The sequence below is a fragment of the Pollutibacter soli genome, from assembly GCA_029269725.1.
GTDB lineage: Bacteria > Bacteroidota > Bacteroidia > Chitinophagales > Chitinophagaceae > Pollutibacter > Pollutibacter soli.
Genome location: JARJHS010000002.1, coordinates 1 through 19659, shown reverse-complemented (window position 1 = coordinate 19659; position 19659 = coordinate 1). Strand labels below are relative to the sequence as shown.

Genomic DNA, 19659 nt, shown 5'->3' with positions numbered 1-19659 from the left:
ACTAACCGATGAACCACAAACTGCTTCTGTTATTTTTATCCGTGTTTTATGTACTGGTTGTTAAAGCCCAGGTCAATCCCGGTTTTACTGCTGACAGACTGGACGGCTGTGCTCCACTCATTGTCAATTTAAAAAATACCACCACAGGAATATCCGGGCCGGTCGAATTTGAATGGGATTTTGGTAACCTCAACAGATCTTCCCTCTCTGATGCAGCAGCCGTTTATACTGAACCTGGAAATTATCTAATAACACTCCATGTTAAAACAGGAAACAAACAATATCAGACCACACAAACAATAACGGTTTATAAGAAACCTGAAGTAAATTTTGCGGCTTCGAAAATCAAAGGATGTTCGCCGCTGGAGGTAAATTTTATCAGCAGCTCAAAACCCGGCGATGGAGATATTGTTTCGCTTCTGTGGGGTTTTGGTGACGGAAGTGTTGAGACAGGCTATGACAACCAGATGACCCATATTTATACACTGGCTTCGAAGATGGGTGTAAGTCTTACCGTTAGTAATTCATTCGGATGTCAGTCAACCTTGCTTCAAAAAAATATGGTTGAAGTGTTACCAACCCTGATTACCGATTTCCAGGTTAAAGACAGCTTCCTCTGCAGCATAAATGATGCGGCAGAATTTACAAACCTTACAAAAGGCCCGGGTACTCTTTCTTATGAATGGGATTTTGGAGACGGCGAAAGGTCAACCGATTTTTCACCAAAACATTTTTATAAGAAAGCAGGCAGTTATATCGCAACACTAAAAGCAAGCAGTACTGATGGATGTATCCTGAATACCATTAAACAGGTAACAATTAACGTCCAGAATTTTAAAACTGATTTTTCCTATAGTGATACACTTTGTGCCAATGATTACATTTATTTCCGCAATGCATCATTCCCGATACCAACCGCAAGTCGCTGGGAATTTGACAACAGTTATGCAGGTGAAGATATTGAAGGGATTTCCAATTATTATTCCAGTCCTCAGCAAATAAAACTGAAGCTGATCAACCAGTTTGGCGGATGCCAGCAATCAATTACAAAAACAATAGCGATCAAAGGAATTCCGGAAGTCAAATTAGCAGAACCCATTGTTGAGAATATATGCGGAGCTCCGACAATCGTTCGTTTCAGTGATACCACACCTGGTGCTATGGGTTGGCTATGGTCTTTGAGCAATGGGAATAATGATACCTCGACATTGAGAAACCCTGTGTATACATATCACCAGAACCAGACCTACGGTATTGCAATAACGGTTTTTGACAGATACGGTTGTAAAACATACGGTTCGAAGTTTTTCAAGGTTGAAGCACCTGTGGTAACAATTCATTCCGAGATTCCGGTTGTATCGTCTACCATAAGACTTTGTAATAATACTCCTGCGGGATTTTATGCAGAGAGCAAAATAAAAATAACTTCCTACCTGTGGGATTTTGGTGATGGTACTACTTCGACGCAGCCAAACCCCAAACATATTTACAAGCCCGGAACATATAATGTGAGCCTTAAATATAAACTGGAAAATGGCTGCGAAGGTGAATCGGAGCTATGGGGTAACATCGTTGCGGCAATTAACGCCAGGCCTGATTTTAAGGCGGATTCCGTAAATGTTTGCGGCAATACACCCGTAACTTTCACCAATCTTACTCCCAATGATACGTGGACAGCATATGAATGGCATTATGGCGACGGTGAGGTAGACTATCTTGTTTATAATAATTGGCAAAGGCAACATAAATATGAGAAAGATGGCGCATTTGATGTGATGTTAATCGCCTACACTGACGCATGTATTGATACGATAATAAAGAAAGCGTATATAAAAGTTTCTCCTCCCTTTCCTAAAATTGACGGACCGGCTTATACCTGCGAAGGGACGAGAGGAGAAGTGAAAATTTCGCAGAGTTCACGGCAGGCCCAAAGCTGGCATTGGGATTTTGGTGACAGTACAAGTGTATTGCTTACAAAAGATCAGCCTTCGGTTACTCACACTTATCTGTACAGCGGAAGCAAAAAAATTGTGCTGACAACTACCAATGGCGCATGCAGCGTGGCCGACTCCATGGACATACCGGTGCTTATTAAAAAGAAGCCGTTTTTATCCGTAACTGACAGTATCATTTGTACTTCTTCCCTTCCAGGGTCTTTTGAAATTCAAGTCACGGGGCTGGATCGCAATCCACAGTATTATAGAAACGAATACGAAACCATAGAGGCGATATATAAAAAGAATGGAATTCCGTATTCATTAAATTTTAATATAGGGCTGGCGGCTGAGAACGATTATACCTCACCTATCTGGTTCATGCCTGAAGAATTTGCAGGCGCAGACGGATTTCAATTGGTAACGAAGTCCGATTACTTCCATTGCCTGGATACCACCAACTATGTACCTCTTCAATTTGTCGGACCTGTACCGGGATATACAATTCTGCCGAATCCCGATTGTACAAAAGACAAACTGGTTATTTTCAAAGACACGTCAAAATCATACTTCAATGCAAAAATAAAAGAATGGATGTGGGATTTCGGCGAAGGAAGAGAAGAGATTTTTTATACTAACGATCCGGTTTATTATACTTATAAGAACGAAGGAACATATCATCCGAGAGTCACCGTAACTGATCAATATGGTTGCCAGTATGTTTCTCAACAAGAAGTAGTTGTGAAAAACGGAGAAATCAAGGTGGCATTTTCCAATTCATCTACTGCCATTTCACCTGGTACAACTATTCAATTTACAAATCAATCGTCCACCAGTAACCCTGCTCGCACGGAATATATATGGAATTTCGGCGACGGAAAAGCATACAATGGTTTAAACGCATCACATATATATTCGGAGCCCGGAGTTTATAAAGTAACATTGATAGGAAAGAATCTGGATAAAAACTGTTTCGATACGGCAGTAGTGCAAATTGTTGTCAAATTTGTAAATGCTGCTTTTTCGTACACGGAAACTTATGTCGGTGCCGGTACCTGTCCACCCGTCATGGTAAGATTTTCGAACAGCTCGCAAAACATCACCCGCGCTTCGTGGAATTTTGGTGACGGTACCATTCTGGATGGCGTGTTGAATCCGACGCATATTTTTACCCAGCCGGGGAAATATTACATCATATTATCAACCTGGAGCGATAATGGTACGGTTTACACGACCAAAGATTCTATTGTTATCAGGGGATCAAGCGCAACATTCAAAACAGACAAACTGCACAGCTGTACCTCGCAAGAAATTACTCTGACTGCCGGTGTTGAGAATGTGAGTCAGTTCTATTGGGATTTCGGTGATGGCATTGTGGTAAATGCAAGAGATACATTTGCACATCATCAATACACAACTCCGGGAGTATACCATCCGCAACTGGTATATGCTGACCTGGAAGGATGTTTGTCGTCAGTTAAAACACAGGACAAGATCGTCATTGACTCGCTTTATGTCAGCCTCGAAACTTTGCCTGCCGGAGTGTGCAGTCCGAAGGAACTCCTACTTCAACCCAATATACAAAGTATCGCAGGAGATTTGACCCCACAGAATCTTATGTATCACTGGACTTTTGGTACGACAAATCCGGCAGATACTTCCAATACCCGGAACCCGGTATACACATTGGATAAAGCCGGTGAGTTTCAGGTTAAGCTTGTCGTAAAATCAGCCTATGGCTGTGTACAGACGAAATTCAAAACCATTACAGTCCGTGAAGGACTTGGAGGATACATTACGGGACCAACTGACCTGTGTGCAGGATCGAGCGCATCTTTTACGGCTGGAACTTTATTGCCAGGTGACGCAAAATGGAAATGGATTTTACCTGACGGCAGTACTTCTAATCAGCAAAGCCTCTCCGCACTGTCCTTTAATATGGCCGGGAATTTTAACATCAGACTAATAGTTGAAAATAGCGGATGTGCAGATACTGTGCAACATGGGATAGTCGTTCATGCGGTTCCGTTAGTAACGCTGCCACAAAAAAATGAAATTGTATGTAAAGGGTCGACTTTAACATTAACTGCTACAGGTGCATTAACTTATAGCTGGGTCGCTCCCGTATCAAATCAAATCTTCACCGGAGAACAGATCCGGATTATACCAGAGAACGACGGATATTATGTTGTGACTGGAAAAAATCATGCGGGATGCACAGCCAAAGATTCCGTGAAAGTGAGTATTGTACATCCAATGACAGTGCAACTGGATGGAGAAGCAGAAGTCTGTGAAATGAAAACAATCCAGCTGAACGCCGCAGGTGCACACAGCTATCAATGGATCAATGAAGTTTCCACATTAAGCAGTACGAACTCGGCAAGCCCGTTTGCAACACCTGCACGTTCAACAGTATATACCGTTGTGGGAACAGATCAATACAAATGCTTCACCGATACAGCTCATATTACCGTTAATGTAGCACCATTACCTACTGTGAATGCCGGGAGGGACACAATTGTTCTTGTAGGGAACTCTATTCCATTACAACCCATTTATGGAAACAACGTACAAACTTATCAATGGGCGCCCGCGCAATACCTGAATTGCAGCAATTGCGTCAATCCGATAGCCTCCCCTGACGAACCAATCACATACACCATTTCGGTTACGTCAGACAAGGGTTGTGTCGCTTCAGACAATGTATTTATTGATATCCTTTGCGGCGAAAGTAAAATCCATATCCCCAATATGTTTACTCCCAATAATGATGGCACAAACGACGTGTTTGCGATCAGGGGTCAGGGAATAAAAGAGATCAGGTATCTGCGTATTTATAATCGCTTTGGTCAAATCATTTTTGAACAAAAGAGTTTTACAATTAATGATCCCAAAGGCTCCTGGGATGGAATGTTTAAAGGTAAAAGGGTTGACCCGGGCACCTATATTTATATGGCCGAAATGAGCTGTAACGACAAATCTTTTGTAAGGAAAGGAACGGTTACATTAACATATTAAACTAAAGAATGGGAACAGTCATCATTTGGAAGATGAAATGATCCCATTTTGAAACACTTCAATTTTTTGATAAAACATTAATCAGGAAAGCCTGTTTTATCGATGTTGGGAATAATCCTGAGCGCATTTTTATAGTACACTTTTTTCAGAATTTCATCGGAAAGACCCATGCCGTACATACGCCAGAATGCGTGGTATTTTTTGTGATAAGGAAAGTATTCATCGCTTGTCTCCAGCACGCGGAAATAAGTAGCGTATTCTTCAGGTACCCAGGAATCTTTTCCAAACAGAATCCGATCCTGGTATTTTGTAAAAAATGCATTGGCCATTTTGGGCTGACGTCCGAGTTCTGCAATCACAGCACCAAATTCAACAACTACATTCGGCATGGCATCCAGCAGTTCACTAAGTTTTGCCAGGTTGTTGGGATACCATCCAAAATGGGCAGCGATAAAAGTGGTGTTCTTGTGTTTTGTAAAAAGCCGGTGTTGTTCTTCGATTAATTTTTCCCATGGTTCAGGGTTATCATCACCGCGTTTACGATTGGGATGAGTTGCGAGCTCCAGCCAGCGTTCGTTATGTTCATCCATCGGATCCCAGAATGATTTCGGATCAGCCGTGTGGATGATAACAGGAATTTTTAGTTCACCTGCTTTTTTCCAGATAGGATCGAGACGCGGGTCATCGACCGCTACTAATTTTCCATCGATGTCTTTTACAGAGAAACCAAGGCTCTTATAAATCTTCAATCCATTTGCACCATTCTTCACATCCTCTTCCAGTTTTTTTGCAGCTGCTTCTCCCCATCCACTTTCACCGACACCCTTGAAATCAATATTTGCAAAAACAATAAAACGTCCCGGATAATTTTTCCTGATATTGGATATGCTTGATTTGATTTTTTCACCGCTTTCGCCACTGAGGTTCACCATTACCTTCATATTTAGTTTATCCATTTCCCTGATGAGTACTCCCAGGTCCATCGTCGGCATGTTGAACTGATGATTGTGCACATCAATAAATGGATAACGGGATCGGGTGATCGGATTCTCAGGGACTACAAGCGTCGATACAGGTTCATATTTTTCAAAATCCATACTGGCTTTTTGCTGCTGAGCGATTGAGCTCAGCTGGAAAAGAAGTCCGGACAAAATCAGAATGCAATTTTTTCTCATGCAATGTATTTAAGCTGCTAAAGTATAAGTGTATGAATGTACCGGATTACCGGCCATCTTATCTTAACATTTTTTTCAGGAACTTACGTCCGCTTCTCTTTCCTTTAAAACTTTGTCGATAGTAGTTTTCAGACTTTCGTATTCGGTAAAGCCGCGTGACAAAAGATAGAATTTTGTTTCACTTACCTGCATAAATACTGCCGGAAAACCAGTTACCTGCAGCTGTTTCACCATGGAAAATTCCATATAGGCTGCATGCTTGCTTTCTTCGCTGTGTAACTTCCTGTAAAAATCCGCTGCCGGAATATTGTATTTTGCCAGCAGGTGCCGGTAGGCTTCATCGTCTGTAAGGTCGCGGCCTTCAACATGTAGAGCCGTTTGCAGATCCTTTGCAAACTCAACAGATTTTTCAGGATAGTATTCCTTGAATACAACCATGGCAATTGCTGGCTTTTCAGAACTGGGAACCCAGTCGCTCAGATCCGGATTGCGGATATGCCAGAGATAATCCTCGCCGAACCTTATGCCGGTTCTTTCTTCCACGACCTTGTAAGCCTGGTTAATGTATCCGGCCATTTTTCCGATGGGCTGCGCGTATTCGTTCGGAATCATATTTCCTGAAAGCGTTTCAAAAAACAGCCTGTCTTTGTATTCTTCATATATACGAAAGATGACCGTACTAAAGCCAAAACACCATCCGCAGTAAGCATCGTAACAGTAATAGATTGTGGGAGTCATGTTGTGAAACGTGATACGTTGAACGTTCAACGTAAGCCTATGAAGGTAAAGAAAGTACCATATTTAACAAGCCTTGATTCGTTTACGTTCAACGTTACACGTTCAACGTCTTTTGACTTCCTCAAACTTCTGATCATAATCTTTCCTGATCGTTCCCATCAGACGGTCCCAGAATAAAAAGTACAAACCATAGTTACCTTTGAAATGCTGATGGTGCTGGTTATGATTTACAGAAGTGTTGATCCATTTACCGATAAAGCTTTTGCTGAAGCCTTTTGGGTAGAGCTCCCAGCCAAGATGGCCATACACATTGTATATAATGGAAAGGAAAAAGAAAATATAAAAATGAGAAGTATGCATGGGAATCGTAAACAGGAAAATAATGAATATACCTGCTTCAACTACAGCTTCCAACGGATGAAATGCATACGCCGCCCAGGGAGACGGATTGGTTGACTGATGATGCACCAAATGGAAATAAGGAAATATATTCTTATGATGCATGAGTCGGTGAACCCAATAAAAATAAGTGTCGTGCATAACAAACATCAATGGATAGGCGAAGATGTAGTATACCATTCCATAATCAGCAATATTGCGATACATCGTTGTATGCGGAGAAATCACCGGGTTGATCACAAAAATTACCGGTATCAATGAAAAAATACTGATGGTCATTACGGAGTAACCGATTTCTCTTGCGTAATCTTTTATCGCCGGGTATTTGTGCTGAATTTTTTTATTGCGCGCAATTACCCGGAGCAAAATATAAAAAACGATAAATGCGATCCCAGCAACCATAAAATAGCGGCCACCTATATTTTCCCAGTACCTCAGGTATGCGTTCCAGTATTTCATTTTTTCGCAGAAAACGCCCAGATGTCCGACACTTGCAAGTGTCGGACATCTGGCGGCTTTCACAAAGTTTGAAGTTAAAAGGAGAAAAAACAAGTGTTTCTTCCCCTTTTACGAAGTATTTTTCTGTTAAAATTCAGTCAATGCGGATCGCTTCCGGGTTGAAGAGTGCAGGGTGTTTGGCCGTAATATCCTTATAAAATTCGTATATGATTTTCATGTCCTTATCCTTATCTCCGCTGAGATGTATTGGAGGACCAAATCCCGCTAGTTTATTCTTATAGTCGAGAAAGCCAGGCATAACCGGTACGCCTGCCTTAAGTGCTGCGTAATAAAATCCGCTTTTCCAATTGGTTACTGCTTTTCGTGTACCCTCGGCCGGTATCATCATGTACAACTGTTCGGATTCGTTGATGCGTTCCGCCATCTGGTCCACCAGCTTCTGACTGCGATCTCTTTTAACGGGAATGCCGCCGGTGGATTCTAAAATCCATTTGATAGGAAAACGAAAGAGTTCCTGCTTTGCCAGGTAACTGACTTTCAGACCCAGTATCTTAAAAGCTGCAAGCGAATAAACAAAGTCCCATTGGGAAGTATGAGGTGCAGCGATCACTACAGCTTTTCGTATTTCACCCGGAATGGTGCCGTGTACTTTCCAGCCTTTGAGTTTAAACCACCAGACAAATAAAGAAGTAATCATCCGAAAAACCGTGAATAAGTAATTAATGTGCTTCCAGCCAGTTGTGTCCGGTACCAGCTTCTGCAATCACAGGCACTCCATTGGGCAATGGCATAGCAGTTTGCATATTCTCAATTACGAGAGATTTTATTTCATTGATTTCATTTTTGTGTACATCGAATACAAGCTCATCATGTACCTGCAGGATCATCCTGCTTTTGAACCTTTGTTTTTTCATTTCCTGCTGCACTTTTACCATCGCCATCTTGATCATATCCGCAGCAGTGCCCTGTATGGGAGAATTGATCGCATTTCGTTCTGCAAAACCACGCACCGTGAAATTCGATGAATTGATATCCCGTAGCCAGCGTTTTCTGCCCATCAGAGTTTGTACATATCCTCTTTCCCTGGCAAAATTGATAGTATCTTCCATATACGAAGTGATTCCAGCAAACTCTTTCTTGTAATTGTCAATGATCGCTTTTGCTTCCGTACGGCTGATCCCGAGGTTGTCTGCAAGGCCAAATGCGCCCTGGCCATAGATGATGCCGAAATTGACGCTCTTCGCTTTATATCTCATCTCTTTGGTCACTTCATTTTCCGGAACACCATAAACGCGTGCAGCAGTGGCAGTATGAATATCTTTTCCGGAACGGAAAGCTTCACACATGTTCGGATCTGCACTGATGGCAGCAACAATCCTTAATTCTATCTGTGAATAGTCTGCAGAGAGAAGAACATGATCATTGTCTCTGGCAATAAACGCTTTTCGGATCTCCTTCCCTCTGTCTGTTCTTACTGGAATATTCTGAAGATTTGGATTATTACTGGCCAATCTGCCGGTAACAGCTACTGCCTGACCGTAAGTGGTATGTACTCGTCCTGTCTTAGGATTGATCAGTAGGGGAAGTGAGTCAACATAAGTGGACTTAAGTTTTGTCAGCTCGCGATAAGCCAGTATATCTTCAACTATCGGATTCTGATGCGCCAGTTTCTGCAATACATCTTCACCAGTTGCATATTGTCCCGTCTTTGTTTTTTTTGCTTTGGGATCCAGCTGAAGCTTTTCAAAAAGAACCTCACCTAATTGCCTGGGTGAAGAAAGATTGAAACGTACTCCTGCAAGCTGGTACACTTTTTCTTCGGAGTTTTTTGCTTCTCTTTCCAGTTCCTTTGAATAATCTTTCAGAAAGCCTTCATCAATGCGGATACCTTCAAACTCCATATCCGTCAGCACTTTCACCAATGGATTTTCTACCTCATAAAATACTTTCTCCACATCTTTCTCTTTCAACATTGGCAGCAGCACCTTTTGCAGTTGCAAAGTGATGTCTGCATCTTCTACCGCATACTCTTTTATTTTCTCCAGCTCAACATCGCGCATGGTACCCTGGCCCTTTCCCTTCTTGCCAATTAACTCTTCAATATGAATAGGTTCATAACGGAGGAGCTGTTCGCTTAACTGGTCCATCGATCTTTTTCCTTCCGGATCAACTACATAATGTGCGAGCATGGTATCGAAAACTTTTCCCGCCAGGAAACGATCATACCATCGCAGGATCAGCATATCGTATTTGATGTTGTGACCGATCCAGGTTTTTGATGCGTCATTGAAAAGAGGATCAAAAATGGTAAGTATGTTATTGGTTTCTGCTTTATTGGCCGGACAAGGAATATACCATCCTTCTCCGGGCGTCACTGAAAAACTCAATCCAACCAGTTCTGCATTGTTTGCATCGATGCCGGTGGTTTCCGTATCAAAACAGATTTCGGTATGTGATTGCAGGTTTTTCACCAGCGCAGCCATTTCATTCTGATCTGTAACGCTGATATAGTTGTGCGGCGTATTGTTGATATTCCTGTCCGAGGTAAAAGATGCGACTGCGACTTCCAGAACCTCAACGGACACCTCTGCGGCAGGCACAACGTTACCAAAAAGATCCTGCTGAACACCTTGCGGGATGACGGGAGAAGTTGTTTCGACAGGAGCAATATCTTCTCCAAGAATTCTTTTTCCGATTGTTTTGAATTCAAGATCGGCAAACACTTCTCTCAGCAATGGTTTGTTCATCTCTTTCACACAATAATCATCTTCATGAAACTGTACAGGAGCATTGGTAATAATGGTTGCAAGTTTTTTACTCAGCACCGCCATCTCTTTCCCTTTGCGCACCTTTTCACCCAGTGCACCTTTGATATTGTCGGCGTTATGTAGAATGTTTTCGAGCGTTTCATATTCTGCAAGCAATTTTGCAGCGGTCTTTTCACCAACACCGGCAATCCCGGGGATGTTATCAACAGCATCGCCCATCAGACCCAGTACATCAATCACCTGGCTCACTGATCTGATGTTCCATTTTTCACAAACTTCTTTCGGTCCCATGATCTCCACATCGCCGCCCTGGTACGCGGGCTTATAAATTTTTATATGCTCAGTTACAAGCTGACCATAATCTTTATCGGGCGTCACCATATACACCGTGTATCCTTCTTTCTCCGCCTGTTTGGCAAGTGTTCCTATCACATCATCCGCTTCATATCCATCGCTTTCAATTACCGGAACATTAAAACCCTGGATAATTTTTTTGATATCAGGAACAGCAGCAGAAAGGTCTTCAGGTGTTTCCTGCCGGTTCGCTTTGTACTGATCAAAATCTGTGTGACGTTCTGTGGGTGCTGCGGTGTCAAAACAAACGGCCATATGTGTGGGCTTCTGTTTTGTCAGCAACTCGATCAACGTATTTGTGAATCCAAACTGAGCATTCGTATTCCTTCCTTTACTGGTGATGCGCGGCGCACGTATCAGGGCATAATACGCACGAAAGATGAGCGCGTAGGCATCCAGCAGAAACAGCTTTTTTTCCATCGTTCGAAGTTAACGTAAAACGTATAACGTATAACGTTTAACGTCGGAACCCGTTCTTTGGAAATCTTGTTGAATTGGAACCAAATTCATATGCGAGGTTTTACGTTTTACGTTCAACCTCCACTACACATCCTTTGATCTTTCTTCAAAACCTATGTTCCAGAAAGTATGGCAACATGGCTCTCCAGGTATTCCAGTCGTGCGGCCATTCATCGCCCCAGATAGAAAGTTCGTGCGGAATGCTTTTGCTGTGCAGTACGCCAGAAAATCTTCTGTTCGCTTCCGGATCTTCATGAGCACCACTTCCGGTAGTGATGATGATTTTTCCACGACGAATCTCTTCGAGTATATCGTGATTGGATAGATTGGGGATATAATGTATCGGGGAATTGAAATACACCTGGTCGTCCCAGAAACCTTTGGTGTACTCCGTAAGATCGTACACGCCGCTCATTGATAGGGCACCGTTGATGATATCAGGACGTTTCATGTATAAATTCATCGAATGCAACGCACCAAAACTTGCTCCGCAGGTGATGATAGGTGTGTCCCGGGATGATGTATTCCTGATGTGCGGGACAACCTCGTTAAAAACATATTCATTGAACTGGTTTTGCCGGATAGCTTTGTGTTCACCCAGCATATCATTATGCATCCAGCTTTCTGTATTGATACTATTGATAGAATACACTTTTACTTTTCCGCTGTCAATAAATGGAGCGAGATGATCGATCAGTTGAAATCTTTCATATTCCAGATAATCAGCTGCAGCAGTTGGTATCATCAGCAAAGCAAAACCATAATGACCATAAGTTACTATCGGCATTTCTCTTCCAAGAGCCGGACTGTACCAGCCAAATAATTCGCGATGCATATCAAGATGTTTTATGTAAGATAAGAAGAAAGGTTTAACGTAAACCGCAAAACGTTTAACGTTTAACGTTGTACGTTTTGCATCACAGTCCTTCGCGGATTTCATCCCAGAGATCACTGTAGCATCTGGCAGCATAACTGTTTGGCGCAAACGCTTCCACCGGCGAGAGATGAACGCCCATTTTTTCTACGTCAGAAAGGTAGGGAATGTAATTGCTGAAAAATCTCTTGTCTTTAAACAACTGATCCATGATTTCGTGATGCATATTTTTCCGGAGATCGACCATCGTAAAAAAGCACATCAGCTTAGAGAGGTCAAGATCCCTATCCTTAAAAAAATCTTTTACCATCTGGTATGTTCTCAATGATAAGGTTGTAGGTATCATCGGCATCAACACAATATCTGATGCAAAAAAGATATTTTCTGCAAGCGCAGAAAGTCCGGGAGGACAGTCGATAATGACAATCTGGTACTTCTTACTGAAACGGCTAAGCGCATTTTTCAAACGCTTTTTTCCGGTTTGCATTTCTTCCAGCAGCAGGTCCAGTCCTTTTGCCGATTGATCCGCTGTAATGATATCCAGGTTTTCAAAATCGGTTGCTGTAATCAGGTCTTCAGGGTCAGTATCAGGAGAAAGAATTTTTTTGATACCGCCTTTCACTTTGTGTTTTACCTGGAAATAAAATGATGATGATCCCTGCGGGTCGATATCCCATAACAAAGTTTTCATTCCTTCCTTAGCGGAGAGATATGCCATGTTCACGCTGGAAGCGGTTTTTCCAACACCACCTTTGAGATTGTACAGGGCAATGGTTGTCATTGGGGTTTTTTTTGAAGATAGGAAAAATAGTGAGCAGGCAGGAGAGGGGAGGCAGGAGATTTAGGGTGTAGAAGACAGAAGCAGGCTTGATTAAATTCGAAAATGCCCGGGTTTCCGGTAGCAAATAACGACCATAAAAACGTTGTCTTTTGGGAAATGAGAAATAAAAAAACCTCCTGAATGGAGGTTTTTTCAAAAAAACTATTTGAGTTTAATTTATGAGTCTGTTTTGACTACTTTCTGTGATTTACGTTTTTGCCATTTACTATTGCTTATCCCTATGACCTGTCTACTACCTCTCCTGCCTCCCCTCTCCTGCGTCCCTACTTCACTATAATCACTCCTCTCATCACCGACGCATGCCCGGGATAGCTGCAGATAAACGGATAAGTTCCCGGTTTATCAGGTGCTATGAAATAGATCGACTCCGTACTGTTTGGCTGCAATAAAGCGGTATGGAACAGCACTTTGGAAATCTGGGGAACATAGTTCAATTCTGATCCTTTCAGTCCGAGTTTCAACGCGGCATTTCCAACATCATCAGCAGCACCTGGTGCGGTGATCACAACGTTGTGTTGCATGTCGTCATTGTTATTGAATACCAGCCTGATTTTCGAACCTGGTTTTACTTCAAACTGAGCGCGATCAAATTTCAATCCGGGTCTTGTTCCTAGCCGCAGCACCTGGTCGGGCTGGCCCCAGTCAGCAGGCATACGTGTTACGCGTTTTGCTGTATTGGCTTTTGGCTTCGCTGCTGTTGCAGCGCCTGCAGCCATCGCATGCGTATGTTTGGTCACTACCTCATCTGATTTCAATACTGCTTTATCGCCAGCAGGTATGTTGTTCATGGTGTAGTATGCAAAATTGTGAAGCAGATTTCTGCCGTCTGAAGCTTTGATCCCACCTAATTTGATTTCGTGAATATATCCTTCTTTCAGACTGTCCAAAACGATCCTTACCTTCTTACCATTTTCAGAAACGATGATTCCTTTGAGAATTCTTGCAGCAGTATTGATGATCGGACTGCCATAAAAGTGATGGTATTTGTAAGTGAAACTGTTCAGCTCGTAATTCATCGCGTCCTTCAAAGATTTTACATCCGCAGGTACAGTAAACTCGATCTCAAAACCATCAGGACGGGCGCTGATGTTTTTCATTTCGAATGGGGTTTTTCCTGACCATACCAAGCGTTGTAAACCAAAATCACCGCGACCTGTACTTGCCCAGCCGCGACTGGTCATGCCCACAAACATGGAATTATCGACGCCCCAGCGCATCCTCAGGATGCCGGAAGAAAAGCCTTCGCGGAAAGGATAACATGCACCCTGGTATTTGCCATTGACTTTTTCCAATGTCATGCGCATGACTTTGGAGTGACCCTGGTCACCAACAAAGTATTGCCCGGTGAATGGTCCGAATGCTCCGCCGGTCTGATCTTCTATAATATCAGAAGTAGAGATGCCCATCAGCGTGTGCGGGAACCATACCATCGGGAGTTTCATTTCTTTTATCACTTTTGCCGCTTCGTGCATGGGTCTGCCATCATCTACTTTTGCCACATCGGCTTTGGTGAGGGTGATGGGAGAACCTGGTTCTTTACTCCAGTTAAGACCAGCGGCATTACCTGCGAAATCTCCTCTTTCAAGATGTGTTACGCGACCGCTTCCCACCCAGTCGCCTTGATTTTCGCCATAAAATATATCATCATTACTGTTGACCATTATCCCTGCAGGTGAACGCAAACCAGTAGCTACCGGCTCCATGGAACCATCGGGTTTTACTTTCATCAGCCAGCCATGCCATTTGGAAAGACTTTCTCCATAATCAATCCAGGCTACGTTCAAAGTCACAAACATTTCGCCTTTCGAATTGAAGATCGGACCGTATGCATATTCATGGTAGTTGCCGCTGAGTTCAAAAATTGTGAGTGGTTCATAACGATCAGCCAGGCCATCACCATCGGTATCTGATACTTTAGTGAGTTCACCGCGCTGTGCACAGATGAAAGCGCCATCGCGATAAGCAAGACCCAACACCTCATGCATTCCTGAAGCAAAGCGCGTGTAGATAGGAGAAGAATTGTTTTCGCCATAGGCATTTTCAATCATCCAGATCTCTCCGTGACGTGTTGCCACTGCCACTCTTCCGTCAGGAATTACAGCAATACCTCCTACTTCAAGCGGGATATTTTCCGGAACGATGACTGTTTTCAGGATATAATAGTCACTCTCCACCTGCGGACCGGCACCCTGTGCTAACGTATCAGTATAAACGAAGAACTGCACGACAGCAAATAAAACAGCCGTAATGATAGTACTGCTTTTAATCCTCACCTTTTCTATATTAATTTGAAACTTTTTCATAATTGAAGGAAAGTAAAATTGAATAAAATCTTACCAGATAATGGCGTATTTCAAAGCATTGTTTGCAGCAGGTATGGTCATTACCTGTTTCCCATTGCTGTTCAGCATCGTTGGCTGGGTTGATGGTGCTGAAATCAGTTTTACATAATAACTCTGATCGTCAGCGGCATATAATCCGTTACCGAGCGAAACTAGATTTTTTCCTTCGGCAATTCTGAAACTGAGTTTAGGGGCTGATGCTGTATTTGTAATACTGATGCTGCGTTCGATTCCTCTGTTGTTTTCAAAAGGTTGAATCGCATCTTCGATTTTAAGAGCATCTTTCTCATACATATACACCGGATACCCCTGCGTGTTGATCTTATAGCCTTTGTATGACAGGCCTGCGATTGAATCTACCAATGTTGCAGGATCGGTCAGAACAGGGTTGATTCCTGAAAGCACCACAGGCGCACCCATCGGCATGGAGATCTGCGGTTCACCGCGCTGATACCACATCTCGGTTACATTCAGAAAATCACCTTTCCAAACCTGGAGCAATCCGCCCTGCAAAAGATTGTAGGAATAGTTTACTTCAGAAGGACTACCAACTGACATTACATGCGTGAGTTTTTTATCACCACGGAACTGAAACGAACGGACCATCTCCGGACCTTTCAATGACTCCACTGCAATCAAGGGGGAGTTACGTCTTTCCGGCATCGATGATGTAGTATGCAATGCAACTGCTTTGGAGTTGGGCTTCTGAATAAACAGACTCAATCCAGGGGGTTGCCAGTTCACCTGCTTATTGTACCATAATTTCAGATTATGAGTGCCAGCACTCAGTTCAGCGCTTCCGGTGAGTGGTTCTGCAAAAATCCAGGTAGATTTTTTATTGATAACAGGTTTGCCATCGATTTCGAGTGTGCCTTCGCCGCTGTACAGCAGGGTGAAGAAGTAGTTGTCGTTCTCAGGCACTTCGAGTTTTCCATCGAAGGCGAGCGCATATCCATTGCGTGCATCAGCCAGGCGTGAATCGAGAAGATCTGTTTTGCCTTCGCGCGTAGGTTTTGTAGCGAACGCTTTTTGATCGTTTTCAAAAGTGCCTTCGTAATATTTATAGTTGACATCTTTCAGTGCCACTTTCAATTCATTCTGCGGCGCATACTTTACATTTCTGATGGCCACCTGCCCATGATCGCCCTGGATCATAATCGGACCAGTAGCTGCTTCATCTTTAAACATCGCTGCTCGCGTCGGTCCATGCACGATAATATTTTCATGGATCGTAATGCCATTCAGTTTTACAAAAAGAAAACGGGCATCACTGATCTTTTTTCCTGCTGCGTCAAACCTCGGTGCCTGGAAAAATGCTTCGAGATGCTGCCAGAGGCCGGGAGCAAAGGATGCATTCACCAATGCAGGATGTCCTTCATATCCTTTTTGACCCTCGGGCTTGCTTTCATCCCACCTTTCATAGATGCTTCCATTATCGTATACTTTTGGTCGCTGCACGCCCCAGCTGTCATAGATCTGAATTTCATACCTGCCCTGGAAATAAATTCCGGAATTGGAGCCTTTCGGCACGTTGTAATCCAGCTCAATGTACATGTCACCATGAGTGAGTTTCGTTACCAGGTTTTTGCCGGTATGATCTCCTGGCTTAACATTGTTCACTAAAACTCCTTTGCCCTGGGTGATGGAAAAAACGGTGTCGGTGTAAGCGGCTTTGATTCCGCTTCCGATCGTCCAGTTGGCTCCGGGCGATGAAAACTGAGAGAGGTCATCCAGCGCCAGACTGGTGAGGCGGTAACTTTTTTCCTGGGCAAAAAGTGATAGACTGGCGATGGAGAAAACGAGCAGAGAAGAAAGGGTTCTTTTCATTTTACACATGGATCCTGATATCGTTTCAAATACTGTTAATACCGGCATCACAGCCGGAAAAATTGTTTCGCAAACTAAGCGATTTTTAGAAAGTTTAAAGTGAAAAGTTGAAGGTGGAAAGCGGAACAGCCCACCTGCTGAGACCGGCTGTGTATGTGCAACTTCGTTTAACTTTCAACTTTCAACATTAAACTAAGCACCGATTAAGCGAGCTCAGTTCTGCATTCCTTCGAGTTGTTTCTGAAGCCTGAACATTTCATCGCGAAGACGGGCAGCTTCCATAAAATCCAGGTCACGGGCAGCCTTTTCCATCGTCTTTTTGGTTTGCTTGATGGCCTTTTCCACCTGGGGAATGGTCTGGTAAACAGCCTGATCCTCGGCAACAGCTGGTACCAGTTCGGCATCCGGCCCCAATGCATTTGGATCTCTGAGATCATACCCCTTGATGTCGAGCACTGATGTCTGGGCGAACACCTGCTCCTTACTTTTTCTGACCGTTTGCGGTTCGATATTATGTTCGAGGTTAAACGCAATTTGTTTATCCCGGCGACGATTGGTTTCGTCAATCGTCTTTTGCATACTGCCGGTCATGATATCAGCATAAAAAATAACACGTCCCTCAGCATTTCGCGCGGCACGACCAGCGGTCTGTGTTAAAGATTTTTCATTCCTGAGATATCCTTCTTTATCTGCATCAAGAATAGCCACGAGTGAAACTTCCGGGAGATCAAGACCTTCACGCAACAGGTTCACACCCACGAGTACATCGATCTCGCCTAACCGAAGCTGACGAAGAATTTCAACACGATCGAGGGTGTGTACTTCGCTGTGAATGTATTTTGATTTTATATTAATGCGGTGAAGATATTTATCCATCTCTTCAGCCATCCTTTTAGTTAGGGTAGTTACCAGAACACGATCACCTTTTTTGATGGTCTTGTCAATTTCATCCAGAAGATCATCAATCTGATTTACACTGGGCCTGATTTCGATCGGCGGATCCAGAAGTCCTGTGGGTCGCACAACCTGTTCCACAACAACGCCGCCGGTTTTCTCCAGTTCATATTCACCTGGCGTTGCAGAAACATAAATGGTTTGATTAACGAGGGATTCGAATTCGTGAAAATTGAGAGGACGGTTATCCAGCGCAGAAGGCAAACGGAAACCATAATCAACCAAAATCATTTTTCTGCTTCTGTCACCGCCATACATGCCACTTACCTGCGGGATGGTCTGGTGACTCTCATCCACCACGCAGAGAAAATCATTTGGGAAATAATCGAGCAGGCAGAAAGGTCTTGTACCTGGAGGTCGGCGGTCGAAGAAACGCGAGTAGTTTTCGACGCCATTGCAATAGCCGAGTTCGCGAATCATTTCAACGTCGAAGTTTACGCGTTCGCTCAAACGCTGTGCTTCAATATATTTCCCGGATGCTTTAAAATATTCCACCTGTTTTGCCATCTCATCCTGGATCTCGGCAAGTATCTGTTGCAGCTGATCTTTTGGAGCGAGATATAGATTGGCGGGGAAGATGGCAGCATTCTCCATCACACCTATTCTCTTGCCGCTGTTTATTTCAATGCTTTCAATCTCTTCGATTTCATCTCCAAAGAATGTAATGCGGTAACCATAATCAACATAAGGAAGATTGATATCCACCGTATCTCCTTTTACACGAAATGTCGCGCGGTTGAATTCGAGTTGTGAGCGATTGTATAATGAATTCACCAGTGAATGCAAAAATCCCTGGCGACTGATCACCTGTCCCTTTTGTATCCTGATAATACCGTTTTCAAATTCCGTCGGATTACCGATACCATATATACAACTCACGGAAGCAACAACGATGATATCTCTTCTTCCGGACAATAACTGTGCAGTTGCCTGCAGCCTGAGTTTGTCGAGTTCTTCATTGATCGAAAGATCTTTTTCAATGTACACATCGCTTACAGGCAGGTAGGCTTCCGGCTGGAAGTAATCATAGTAGGAAACAAAATAACCAACTGCATTATCAGGAAAAAACTGTTTGAATTCGCCATACAATTGCGCCACCAGAGTTTTGTTGTGTGTGAGCACCAGCGTAGGCTTTTGTACCTGCTGTATCACGTTCGCAATAGTGAATGTTTTTCCTGAACCTGTAACACCTAATAATGTCTGGTATTGCTCTCCGGATTGGATTCCCTGCACCAGTTGCTTTATCGCTTCAGGCTGATCACCTGCAGGGGCATATGTTGATTGTAGCTGAAAAGGCACTTTTTTAAGTTAAAGGTTTGAAGTAAGAAGTTATAGGTACGATCTGCGAAGTTAAGTTATGAGTACAAAGTGGAAAGTATAAAGTTAGTGTTGAGGCAGGAGAGAGGAGCCTGCCTGCCGGCAGCTAAGCCTTACCCAAATTTATTGAGTCATTATTTCATAAACACTTGCTGCATGGGTTAACTGTTGATAACCTTGCCAAACAGTTTTTAATCCTG

11 protein-coding genes are annotated in these 19659 nt (G+C 43.2%); 1 reads left to right on the top strand and 10 read right to left on the bottom strand.

The window, feature by feature from the left end; all coding sequences use genetic code 11:
• Window positions 1–8 precede the first annotated feature (8 nt).
• On the top strand, window positions 9–4952 hold the full coding sequence (locus P2W82_RS04765) for a PKD domain-containing protein (protein WP_336514704.1): 4944 nt from the start codon (window positions 9–11) through the stop codon (window positions 4950–4952).
• A gap of 77 nt (window positions 4953–5029) precedes the next feature.
• On the opposite strand, the gene P2W82_RS04760 is transcribed toward P2W82_RS04765, so the two are convergent.
• From P2W82_RS04760 to uvrB, 10 genes are all read right to left on the bottom strand, one after another.
• Window positions 5030–6127, bottom strand: a complete 1098-nt coding sequence (locus P2W82_RS04760) for an amidohydrolase family protein (protein WP_336514703.1) — start codon at window positions 6125–6127, stop codon at window positions 5030–5032.
• Between the two features lie 75 nt (window positions 6128–6202).
• Window positions 6203–6865, bottom strand: coding sequence for a DsbA family protein (locus P2W82_RS04755; RefSeq protein ID WP_336514702.1), 663 nt, complete (start codon window positions 6863–6865; stop codon window positions 6203–6205).
• 102 nt (window positions 6866–6967) lie between these two features.
• On the bottom strand, window positions 6968–7786 hold the full coding sequence (locus P2W82_RS04750; RefSeq protein ID WP_336514701.1) for a sterol desaturase family protein: 819 nt from the start codon (window positions 7784–7786) through the stop codon (window positions 6968–6970).
• Window positions 7787–7856: 70 nt separating this feature from the next.
• Window positions 7857–8420, bottom strand: coding sequence for a 1-acyl-sn-glycerol-3-phosphate acyltransferase (locus tag P2W82_RS04745; protein ID WP_336514700.1), 564 nt, complete (start codon window positions 8418–8420; stop codon window positions 7857–7859).
• Window positions 8421–8442: 22 nt separating this feature from the next.
• Window positions 8443–11265: a DNA polymerase I gene (polA, locus tag P2W82_RS04740; protein ID WP_336514699.1), complete on the bottom strand. Its 2823-nt coding sequence runs from the start codon at window positions 11263–11265 to the stop codon at window positions 8443–8445.
• Window positions 11266–11410: 145 nt separating this feature from the next.
• Complete coding sequence (locus P2W82_RS04735) at window positions 11411–12139, bottom strand: esterase family protein (protein ID WP_336514698.1); 729 nt, start codon at window positions 12137–12139, stop codon at window positions 11411–11413.
• An 82-nt stretch (window positions 12140–12221) separates the two neighbouring features.
• The gene (locus P2W82_RS04730; protein WP_336514697.1) at window positions 12222–12959 is read right to left on the bottom strand and encodes a ParA family protein; all 738 of its coding nucleotides are present in this window, start codon (window positions 12957–12959) and stop codon (window positions 12222–12224) included.
• A 323-nt stretch (window positions 12960–13282) separates the two neighbouring features.
• Entirely contained in the window at window positions 13283–15322 is a 2040-nt protein-coding gene (locus P2W82_RS04725) for a plastocyanin/azurin family copper-binding protein (protein ID WP_336514696.1), read from the bottom strand.
• Window positions 15323–15352: 30 nt separating this feature from the next.
• On the bottom strand, window positions 15353–17188 hold the full coding sequence (locus P2W82_RS04720) for a 3-keto-alpha-glucoside-1,2-lyase-like domain-containing protein (RefSeq protein ID WP_336514695.1): 1836 nt from the start codon (window positions 17186–17188) through the stop codon (window positions 15353–15355).
• Window positions 17189–17401: 213 nt separating this feature from the next.
• Window positions 17402–19441, bottom strand: a complete 2040-nt coding sequence (uvrB, locus tag P2W82_RS04715) for an excinuclease ABC subunit UvrB (protein ID WP_336514694.1) — start codon at window positions 19439–19441, stop codon at window positions 17402–17404.
• Window positions 19442–19659 lie beyond the last annotated feature (218 nt).

Coding starts and splice junctions, on each gene's coding strand:
- P2W82_RS04765 (WP_336514704.1), top strand. CDS start 9: ATGAACCACAAACTGCTTCTGTTATTTTTATCCGTGTTTTATGTACTG.
- P2W82_RS04760 (WP_336514703.1), bottom strand. CDS start 6,127: ATGAGAAAAAATTGCATTCTGATTTTGTCCGGACTTCTTTTCCAGCTG.
- P2W82_RS04755 (WP_336514702.1), bottom strand. CDS start 6,865: ATGACTCCCACAATCTATTACTGTTACGATGCTTACTGCGGATGGTGT.
- P2W82_RS04745 (WP_336514700.1), bottom strand. CDS start 8,420: ATGATTACTTCTTTATTTGTCTGGTGGTTTAAACTCAAAGGCTGGAAA.
- polA (WP_336514699.1), bottom strand. CDS start 11,265: ATGGAAAAAAAGCTGTTTCTGCTGGATGCCTACGCGCTCATCTTTCGT.
- P2W82_RS04735 (WP_336514698.1), bottom strand. CDS start 12,139: ATGCATCGCGAATTATTTGGCTGGTACAGTCCGGCTCTTGGAAGAGAA.
- P2W82_RS04730 (WP_336514697.1), bottom strand. CDS start 12,959: ATGACAACCATTGCCCTGTACAATCTCAAAGGTGGTGTTGGAAAAACC.
- P2W82_RS04725 (WP_336514696.1), bottom strand. CDS start 15,322: ATGAAAAAGTTTCAAATTAATATAGAAAAGGTGAGGATTAAAAGCAGT.
- P2W82_RS04720 (WP_336514695.1), bottom strand. CDS start 17,188: ATGAAAAGAACCCTTTCTTCTCTGCTCGTTTTCTCCATCGCCAGTCTA.